This window comes from Bartonella sp. A1379B (genome assembly GCF_002022485.1).
GTDB lineage: Bacteria > Pseudomonadota > Alphaproteobacteria > Rhizobiales > Rhizobiaceae > Bartonella > Bartonella rochalimae.
In genome coordinates this window covers 1,533,204-1,541,976 of sequence record NZ_CP019780.1, presented here as the reverse complement: position 1 = coordinate 1,541,976, position 8,773 = coordinate 1,533,204, and the positions used below count along the sequence as shown (strand labels likewise).

Sequence of the window (8,773 nt, the reverse complement as noted above, 5' to 3'; positions counted from 1 at the left end):
AATAAATCACTTTCCTGAGAAAAATGAATTAAAAAACCAGCACCGATTTAGATGCTGGTTAATGAGCGAAGCTTAATTATATAAATATAGTAAAATTAAGCTTTAAGAGCTTTTAAACGTTTAGCCAAACGCGAAACTTTTCGGGCTGCAGTATTTTTATGAAAAACCCCTTTAGAAACCGCACGCATAATTTCAGGCTCAAAATTTTTAAATGCCACCTCCGCCAATGCTTTATCACCACAAGCTAAAGCATCATCCAATTTACGAATAAAAGTGCGAACACGCGAACGACGAGCCTTGTTGAACTGCGTACGCATCGCGATCTTACGGACAGCCTTTTTAGCTGAAGGTGTATTTGCCATAAACATATCTCTCTTAACTGATCAGTACAAACAGTTTAAACTCTGTTGATACTGAGACAAACAATTCCAAACTACACAGCTATTCATTACCTATAAACTTATAACTTAACATTCAAGCTAACGTCAATTAATTTTTTAAATAAGTATAAAATTAGCGAAGCATTTCCTCAATCAACTACTTTATAAATATATATTTCCAATAACAAGTAAATTGAGTTTCTATTGCTTACATTGTTTAAACTGCCAAATTACGTAAAACATATTGCAAAATACCACCATGACGTAAATAATCTAATTCGTCTTCAGTATCAATACGACATAATAATCGCACTTTCTTCTCTGTGCCATCAATAAAAGTTATTGTAGCTGTTATCTTCTGACGAGGTTGCAAATCATTGATTCCTTCAATTGTTACTTTCTCACTACCCTTTAATCCTAACGATTGCCAACTTGTACCTGCTTCAAAGACAAAAGGAACAATTCCCATCCCAACAAGATTAGATCGATGAATACGCTCAAAAGATTGAGCAATTACTGCTTTTACACCAAGAAGATAAGCGCCTTTAGCTGCCCAATCTCGAGACGATCCATTACCATATTCAATACCAGCAAAAACAACAAGGGGAACTCCTTCTTGTTTATATGTCATTGCTACATCGTAAATAGATCCTTCTTGTTTTGACGGATAATGAACTGTATAGCCCCCTTCACGACCATTTTCTCCAAGAATAAAATTACGAATTCGGATATTTGCAAAGGTCCCACGCATCATAACTTCATGATTTCCACGACGTGTTCCATACTGATTAAAATCAGCTACTTTAACACCATGATCAATCAAATATTTTCCTGCAGGCGAATCAATCTTAATAGAACCGGCAGGAGAAATATGATCAGTCGTAATCTTATCACCGAATAAACCCAAAATCCTCGCATTTTTAATATCTGCTAATGTACCAGGAATTTTAAGCATGTTATCGAAGTAAGGAGGATTCCGCACATAAGTTGACTGATCATCCCAAGAGTAGGTAACACCAGCTGGAACCTGAACTTTCTGCCAATTTTCATCTCCCTTAAATACATCTCTATATTTCTCAATAAAAATCTTACGAGTAACATTTTGTTCAATAAACTCCTGTATTTCCTCAGAAGTCGGCCAAATATCTTTTAAGTAAACAGGTTGACCATCTAAACCTATACCAAGAGGCTCCTTCGTTAAATCTTTACGCACTGTTCCTACTAGCGCATGCGCAACAACCAATGGAGGTGAAGCTAAATAATTTGCTTGCACATCAGGTGATACACGTCCTTCAAAGTTACGATTACCTGAAAGAACTGCTGCAGTAATTAAACCATTATCGTTAATGACTTTAGAAATAGCTGGTGACAAAGGACCAGAATTCCCAATACATGTCGTACACCCAAATCCTACTAGATTAAATCCTAAAACGTCTAAATCTTTTTGAAGACCTGAATCAAGAAGATAAGCTTCAACCACCTGCGATCCCGGTGCAAGAGAAGTTTTAACCCATGGTTTACTCCTGAGACCTTTCGCTACAGCATTACGCGCTAAAAGACCAGCGGCAATAAGAACGCTTGGATTTGATGTATTCGTACAAGAGGTAATGGCAGCAATAACGACATCTCCATGACCAATGTCATAATCTTTATTTTCAACCTTATAACGATCATTTTGCTTACTGATTTTCTTATAATCATCAACCAGTGCTTGCTCAAAACCTTGCCCAACATTTTCTAAGGAAATACGCCCTTCTGGACGCTTGGGACCAGCCATAGAAGATACAACATCTCCCATATCCAATTCAATTGTATCACTAAAGACAGGATCTCCAACCTTCTCATCATGCCACATTCCTTGCGCCTTAGAATAAACCTCCGCCAAAGCAATGCGACTCTCATCACGCCCTGTCATATTAAGATAACGGATTGTTTCTTTATCGATTGGAAAGAAACCGCAAGTTGCACCATATTCTGGTGCCATATTTGCAATCGTAGCACGATCAGAAAGTGTCATATATTTTAGTCCAGGACCAAAAAATTCAACAAATTTACCGACAACACCTTTTTTGCGTAACATTTGCGTAATTAGAAGGACTAAATCAGTCGCTGTTACGCCTTCTTTAAGTTTACCAGTTAAACGAAAACCAATCACTTCAGGTAGCAACATTGAAACCGGCTGCCCTAACATTGCTGCTTCTGCTTCAATACCACCGACACCCCAACCCAAAACACCCAGACCATTAACCATGGTTGTATGGGAATCAGTTCCTACACATGTATCAGGATAAACTGTCTGACAACTACTATCAGCTTTTGTCCACACACATTGTGCTAAGTATTCTAGATTTACCTGATGGCAAATCCCTGTGCCAGGAGGAACAACACGAAAATTTTTAAATGCTTGCTGTCCCCACTTCAAAAAACGATAGCGCTCACTATTGCGTTCATATTCATATCCGACATTTGTCTTAAATGCCCCTGAATTACCAAAATCATCAACAATAATTGAGTGATCAATGACAAGATCTACAGGAATAAGTGGATTGATTTTTTCAGCATCCCCTCCAAGCTTGTCCATAGCGTCTCGCATAGCAGAAAGATCAACAACAGCAGGAACACCTGTAAAATCTTGCATGAGAACACGTGCAGGGCGATAAGCAATTTCCACACCAGAATGCCCTTTATCATTTAACCACTGAACGACATTCAGGATATCTTCTTTCTTGACTACGCGACCATCTTCAAACCGCAACAAATTTTCAAGAAGAACTTTCATCGAAAATGGTAAATGGGAAATTCCTTCAAGCCCATTCTTTTCTGCTTCAATCAAGCTGTAATAAATATACTCTTTACCATCAACACTTAAAATTCTGCGACAATTAAAACTATCAATTTGAGACATAACTGTTCACCCTTAAGTACTACAAATCACCCCATTCCTCAGAACGAACAACACAAACTGCAGGTCAAGATTGCAGTTTGAATGCGGGTATATCATGTCCGCTATTCATTCCCCGCTCTTTTATCGGTAAATTCAGACCACAAACCTGTCCCAAACCGACTACTGGCGTAATACGTGCCTTATAGAACTATTTCTAGAACTATTCTAGATACAATTTCATAAAAAACGTGTTTTTTACTTTATTATGCAATAAAAATTAACAAATAATAGAATAACGGGTTATTATTATGATGTTATCGGGTAAAAATCTAACGGCACATAGAAATGAAAAAACTTTATTTCAAGGTCTTTCTTTTTGTTTATCCACACAACAACTGATGACAATCACAGGCCCAAATGGTGTTGGAAAATCTACATTATTGCGAATCATTGTCGGCCTTTTTAAAGCTACTGAAGGCGATTTAAAGTTAGAAGACAAGGGGAAAATATACCCTCTGGCACTTGCATGTCACTATCTCAGCACTCAAAATGCCATGAAATCCTGCTTATCTGTTATTGATAATCTAAAATTTTGGGCTGAATTTTATGGACAACACTTCTACCATCCCCATGATGCTCTTGCAGAGATTGGTCTTTCTGATCTCGCACATTTACCTTTTAATATTCTATCAACTGGACAAAAAAGATGTGTAGCTATTGCTCGCTTACTCCTCTCTTATCGCCCTATTTGGATTCTAGACGAACCAATATCCGGACTTGATCGCCATGCTCAAACGATCTTTGCAATATTATTTCAACGTCATCTCAATCAAGGAGGAATGATTATTGCAGCAACTCATACTTCTCTTGGTCTAAAAGAACACCACATCATTGCCTTAGAGCATTTTTATCCCCTTAGGAAAAAAATAAAATGAAAGCACTATTTTGGCGCGACCTTAAATTAATTTTATTATCACAAACTTCTTTATTAACAGGACCTTTATTTTTTATAGCGATCATTATCATAACTCCCTTTACCCTGGGAACAGATTCAAATACTCTCTCACGAATAGGTCCAGGCATATTATGGCTAAGTGCTCTTCTTGCAGGGCTACTCAATCTTAATAAACTTTTTCAAACCGACTGCGATGATGGAAATCTCGATCAACTTATTCTTTTTGGTCAAAGAAAAAACTTAACATTGATTGTTTTCATCAAATGTCTTGCACATTGGGCAGGAACTATGCTCCCCCTCATCTTTATCACCCCTATCGCAGCATTTATGCTTCATTTAGATACTCTAATAACCTTTACAACAATTCTAACCCTTTTATGTGGAACACCTGCTTTCATTTTCATTGGTGCAATTGGAGCAGCTTTAGCAACATCATTATCGCATAACACAATGCTCATTTTTATTATTATTTTACCATGGACAATTCCAATCTTAATTTTTGGTGTTACAGCTGCCATAGCTCCAATAACATCAAAAGTTTTTTTCCTTCCTGCTCTCGCTTTTCTGTCTGCTTTTTCACTCTTTTTTGGTCTTTTTAGTTCTTTTGTAACAGCTATAACACTCAAATACCTATCAGAATAACAAAAGATAATTGCTCCCAAGCAAAAATCTGCCTATTATAAATTTATGAATAAATTATCGCGAAAAAAAACGAAAATTTCCCTCGCAAATCCAACCCACTTCATGGAAATAAGTAGTGCGGCTTTACCTTGGTTAACTAGTATAACATTATTTCTTCTTATCTTAGGTCTTGTTTTGGTTATATATTCCCCTGATGATTATCAACAGGGTGTTACTGTTAAAATTATGTATATTCATGTTCCATTTGCCTGGTTGTCTACCTTTTGTTACATTATAATGAGTGCTGCTGCATTAGGAAGCCTGATCTGGAACTATCGTCTCGCTGACATAGCACTAAAATGTGGCGCATCCATCGGAACTATCTTTACAGCTTTAGCACTTATAACAGGAGCACTTTGGGGACGTTCTACGTGGGGAACATGGTGGGTATGGGACGCTAGATTGACATCGGTTTTAATTTTGTTTTTTATCTACCTTGCCATTATTACTCTTGCTTATTCTTTTGATAACCAAATCAAAGCTGCATACGCTACAGCAATTTTAACATTAGTTGGATTAGTTAATATTCCTATTATCAAATTCTCTGTCAACTGGTGGAATACACTTCATCAACCAGCATCACTTTTACGGGTAGAAGGTACAACCATTGATCGTGCCATGTTATGGCCTCTCATAACAATGATGTTTTGTTTTATCTTCATGTTTATTGTCTTGCATCTAATAGCTATGCAAAATGAAATTACCCATCGCTATATTAAAACACTTCAAATTAAAGCAACTCATCATTTTCAACATCAGGACTCTTCATCATGCTCCAATTAAATAACACTCAAAATGAAGCTTTTGGAAATTTTGTCCAACGAATTGATCTTTTCCTTGGAACCCTAAACCATCAGCAAATTGTTGCTTTAAGTTATATCCTCTCTGCAAGTGTTCTATTTTGTTTTATTGGATATATCCTTTATAAAAGTATGCGCCAAAAAAAAATTCTGAAACAACTTCAAATACAAGAAACAATTTGGGAAAAACAATACAATGAAAACCATCCCTCTCAGAACTAACTAAAGCAAACCTTTGCCTGTCTTATTAGAAATCTTTGTATCCATTTTTTTTGCAGTTGTATTCTTCTTTAACTTTATAGAAAGCAAAAATTCTATGACATTTTTTTTACTTAAGTATATTAGTTGGAAAAATCGCTCCTCAAATCCAACTTCCTTTGTGAATAGTAAAGACTCTTTAAATTTCGTACACGTTAAAGGATACATAACATTGATTAATTTTTTGGATGTCTTGGTGCCTACTTTGTCATGTAGAACATTCAATTCTTAAAGAAATCGCAAAAAATCAGTGTTTTGCTCTTATCTCAATTCATTATAATGACTAAAATAATACCCGACGTTTTTTAACCAATTTTGACAATAGTTTGTAATTAATTGGTTTTAATGCTTCATATCTTACAGCTATTAACTAGGGTATACATGAATTACCAAAGATGAAAGAAGCTATATAACCACAAAAAGCTCATTCCACATCCATATTAAGGCAATGTTCCCGTAGTAAACCTATAACATATGAAATTGGGTGAAAATTTTAACTACTGTCTCAATTTCATAAAAGCAAATATCTCCTATAACTAGGATTGTATCTTTAACATATTTTCTTTTTTAAACTTAGTATTAAAGAATAGCTGTTTTCATAACAAAATAATTGATATAACCTAAATTATAAAGCAAGATTTTGGCTATTTACTCATCTCATATTCTTATTCGCCGTCTTTCTGATACTGGTTGAAATGCTATTTTAGCGTGAAAATCACAATAAGGACTACTTTCGCTAGAATCAGCGCCACAGAAATGAAAGTTTGATGATAGAGGATCTCCAACAGGCCATCTACACGTGTTTTCATTCAATTGTAAAAGATTAAGATTACGTGACATAGGTACAACTACATTTGATTTTTCAGGTATGTTTTCTTCTGTTACACTCTCCATGACAAGCCCTTGTCTTAAATTTGCAGCTTTAGAATCGTCAGAAGAGCAATTGTCTTGTAACATCGATGACGTTGTACGACGTATCCGCGACGTTGATGAATTAACACCTGTTAATACTTTTTGTGCACGTGATACTACTTGTGTTGTTTTACCGCGCCCTGGTAATTTCAGCCGGTGTACCTTACCAATCACAGCATTTCTGCTGACCCCACCCAACTGAACTGCAATTTGACTTGCACTCAAACCTTCACTCCAAAGCTTCTTAAGAAGTTCAACGCGCTCACATGTCCAACCCATACTAGAACCCCATTCCAATTATCTCACCGAAAGGCTTTCAACTGCATCTTCGAATATATTAATTATATTCGAACAGCTCAATAAAAGACCTTTTAATCTAACCAATCGCGGAATTTACAAATAGAAATCCAATTTTGTTTATTTCCCCAAACTATAATATGCACTAACTCTATGACAAGAGTTATTATATTTTAATAACGTTCTTTTAAAATGTTTTCCCCAACTTACAAACAAATCGTAGAAAAAATTTTAACTCTAACTTTTTCATAACAAAGATACCTTTTCGAAACCTTAATTGATTTTTTATCAATTAGCACGATAGTTCATTATAATGAAGTAGACTATATTAATGCGTAAACAAATAGATCATAGTTTTCAAATGTTGTATTACAGCATTTAAACAATCAAGAGTATAACGATGAATACCATCTATACACAATCACTTTATAATACTTTTGCTCGACGTCACTTGCATTTTACACAAGGAAAGGGCGTATGGCTTATCTCTGATAAAGGAGAAAAGTATCTTGATTTCACATCTGGCATTGCTGTCAATGTTTTAGGACATACACACCCAAAGCTTATTGATGCCCTTAAAACACAAGCTGAAAAACTTTGGCATGTTTCTAATCTTTTTGAATCGCCTGAACAAGAATCACTTGCTGCACGTCTTTGTGCTAACAGTTTTGCTGATAAAGTTTTTTTCTGCAATTCTGGTGCTGAAGCATTAGAATGTGCATTCAAAACTGCTCGTCGCTATCATTATACATTGGATCAACCACAACGATTCGAAATCATTACTTTTGAAGGTGCATTTCATGGTCGTACACTTGCAACGATTGCTGCTAGTGGACAAAAAAAATATCTTGAAGGTTTTGGCCCAAAAGTCTGTGGTTTTATTCAAGTACCCTTTGATGATGAAAAAGCTTTACGTCATGCTATCAATAAAAATACTGCAGCTATCCTTATTGAACCGATTCAAGGAGAAGGTGGATTGCGAACAACTCCTTATGAAACTTTAAAAATGCTACGTAAACTATGCAATGACAATCAATTATTATTAATTTTAGATGAAGTTCAAACCGGAATCGGACGTACAGGAAAACTTTTTGCATATGAATGGTATGATATCGTACCAGATATCCTCACTCTTGCTAAGGGGCTGGGTGGTGGTTTTCCGTTAGGAGCTTGTCTTGCAACAGAAAAAGCAGCAAAAGCCATGACACCAGGAACCCATGGTACAACCTTTGGAGGCAATCTCCTTGGCATAGCTGTAAGCAAGAGTGTTCTTGATACACTCTTAGAACCGGGTTTTCTTAATCATGTACAACATATGGGTAATAAGCTAAAACAGGGACTTTTAAACATTTTAAACACTTATCCTGATATTATCTGTACAATTCAAGGTACAGGCCTTATGATGGGTATGCAATGTATCATTCCTCAAAATGAAGTTATCACTGCACTCGATAATGAACATATTCTCAGTGTTGGAGCTGGTCATAATATTGTTCGCTTTTTGCCTCCTCTCATAATCAATGAAGAAGAAATATATGAAGGTTTGCATCGGATTGAAAAAGCTATTGCTTATCTTTCGCAAACAAATAAAAAAAGACAAATATAA

General features: G+C 35.8%; 7 protein-coding genes. 4 read left to right on the top strand and 3 right to left on the bottom strand.

Going from position 1 to position 8,773, the window contains the following annotated elements:
* Positions 1-95: 95 nt before the first annotated feature.
* Together rpsT and acnA are read right to left on the bottom strand one after the other, a co-directional pair.
* The gene (rpsT, locus tag BA1379B_RS06660) at positions 96-362 is read right to left on the bottom strand and encodes a 30S ribosomal protein S20 (RefSeq protein ID WP_078692537.1); all 267 of its coding nucleotides are present in this window, start codon (positions 360-362) and stop codon (positions 96-98) included.
* Positions 363-597: 235 nt separating this feature from the next.
* Complete coding sequence (gene acnA / locus BA1379B_RS06655; protein ID WP_078692536.1) at positions 598-3,285, bottom strand: aconitate hydratase AcnA; 2,688 nt, start codon at positions 3,283-3,285, stop codon at positions 598-600.
* A gap of 287 nt (positions 3,286-3,572) precedes the next feature.
* Here acnA and ccmA point away from each other — a divergent pair, with 287 nt between their 5' ends.
* The 3 genes from ccmA to BA1379B_RS06640 are packed head-to-tail and all read left to right on the top strand — an operon-like array spanning position 3,573 to position 5,683.
* Positions 3,573-4,199 (top strand): heme ABC exporter ATP-binding protein CcmA, encoded by a 627-nt coding sequence (gene ccmA / locus BA1379B_RS06650; RefSeq protein ID WP_078673493.1) that lies wholly within the window; start codon positions 3,573-3,575, stop codon positions 4,197-4,199.
* Positions 4,196-4,861, top strand: coding sequence for a heme exporter protein CcmB (gene ccmB, locus BA1379B_RS06645; RefSeq protein WP_035005526.1), 666 nt, complete (start codon positions 4,196-4,198; stop codon positions 4,859-4,861). Before ccmA ends, ccmB begins: the two co-directional genes overlap by 4 nt.
* Before the next feature lie 45 nt (positions 4,862-4,906).
* Complete coding sequence (locus BA1379B_RS06640) at positions 4,907-5,683, top strand: heme ABC transporter permease (RefSeq protein ID WP_078673492.1); 777 nt, start codon at positions 4,907-4,909, stop codon at positions 5,681-5,683.
* A 932-nt stretch (positions 5,684-6,615) separates the two neighbouring features.
* Here BA1379B_RS06640 and BA1379B_RS06625 read toward each other — a convergent pair.
* Positions 6,616-7,149, bottom strand: a complete 534-nt coding sequence (locus BA1379B_RS06625) for a GcrA family cell cycle regulator (RefSeq protein WP_035005522.1) — start codon at positions 7,147-7,149, stop codon at positions 6,616-6,618.
* 418 nt (positions 7,150-7,567) lie between these two features.
* On the opposite strand from BA1379B_RS06625, the gene BA1379B_RS06620 reads away from it, so the two are divergent.
* Complete coding sequence (locus BA1379B_RS06620) at positions 7,568-8,773, top strand: aspartate aminotransferase family protein (protein ID WP_078688211.1); 1,206 nt, start codon at positions 7,568-7,570, stop codon at positions 8,771-8,773.

Coding starts and splice junctions, on each gene's coding strand:
- ccmB (WP_035005526.1), top strand. CDS start 4,196: ATGAAAGCACTATTTTGGCGCGACCTTAAATTAATTTTATTATCACAA.
- BA1379B_RS06625 (WP_035005522.1), bottom strand. CDS start 7,149: ATGGGTTGGACATGTGAGCGCGTTGAACTTCTTAAGAAGCTTTGGAGT.
- BA1379B_RS06620 (WP_078688211.1), top strand. CDS start 7,568: ATGAATACCATCTATACACAATCACTTTATAATACTTTTGCTCGACGT.
- ccmA (WP_078673493.1), top strand. CDS start 3,573: ATGATGTTATCGGGTAAAAATCTAACGGCACATAGAAATGAAAAAACT.
- rpsT (WP_078692537.1), bottom strand. CDS start 362: ATGGCAAATACACCTTCAGCTAAAAAGGCTGTCCGTAAGATCGCGATG.
- acnA (WP_078692536.1), bottom strand. CDS start 3,285: ATGTCTCAAATTGATAGTTTTAATTGTCGCAGAATTTTAAGTGTTGAT.
- BA1379B_RS06640 (WP_078673492.1), top strand. CDS start 4,907: ATGAATAAATTATCGCGAAAAAAAACGAAAATTTCCCTCGCAAATCCA.